This is a genomic window from Candidatus Desulfolinea nitratireducens, assembly GCF_982879505.1.
This window is the reverse complement of the sequence record NZ_CEYOSI010000251.1, coordinates 3,685-4,661: the sequence shown is the minus strand read 5'-3', so window position 1 is coordinate 4,661 and position 977 is coordinate 3,685. Positions and strand designations below refer to the sequence as shown.

1 protein-coding gene is annotated in these 977 nt (G+C 36.7%); it reads left to right on the top strand.

Annotated elements, in window-relative coordinates:
• Positions 1 to 595, top strand: a 595-nt coding sequence (locus AC3DOM_RS15820) for a hypothetical protein (protein ID WP_487920008.1), incomplete at its 5' end; no start/stop codon positions are given.
• Between the last annotated feature and the right edge of the window lie 382 nt (positions 596 to 977).

The window sequence follows — 977 nt, the reverse complement described above, 5'->3', positions numbered from 1 at the left end:
ACATGCTGTAGTGCGAGTGCAAAAGCCAGTGTGGGACGTATTAAACAAGGGAAAACTTTTCATAGTATCCGGTCAGGAAATAAGATTATTTAAAGTTAAAATTGGATTTGAATTTGACATTCCTCATACTGAGATCGATAAGAATTACAGATTCTCGTTTGCAAAATGTTCAGCTTTTGTTTGGTCAAGGGATGATAAACAACCGGCCCCTTGGGTTTTTGATATATTTCCCAGAGAGTTATACGAAGGCGAACCTCAAAAAATATCTGTAAAATTTTCCCCGGAAATCACAGTAGATCAAATAGGTGCATCTATTGGTGAAATAGGAACAGAAATCGCATTAGGACAAATAGTTCCGACCGTGATTGGGTTTTTAGGACAAGATCAAAGAAAACCTCGATGGGAGATTCGCCCTAAAGATAAAATGCTTTTAGGTATTCACTATTTCTGGCTTGTTGTTGCGGTTCCAGTAGATTGCGAAAAGATACGGTTGGCATCACAAGTAGAAGCAAACTTAGAGAGAAATTTTGGCGTTTTTAAAATAGGACCGAGAAATAAATTGTGGAAAAATAGGCCCAGCATAGAGATTGGGTGAACCGCTTATCATTTCACCACATGTAGCATATATCTGTTAGAAAAAAACAGGTCATATAGTTGAATTACAAGTTGAACGCGAACGTGAGACGGAAGTATTGTTTTTTTTAACCATCTTCTCTGTTTTGACATATTATGGATGTCCACAGCATTGATGCTAGTTTTTCTTTTGGGTATTGGAGTAGCAATATTTTTACCCTACATAACAATTGAGAAATTAAGAAAAAACGACAAACTTGCTAATTGTACGTCTTCAAAGGTTTCGGACAGAATCTCATGGAGGCTCAATTAGTTTTTCGCCACACTTGTCCAATTGCCTTTGATGGCGAATATGTATATATCTGTATCTCATTTTTTCCATTAAGACATCACCGTTATAAGGT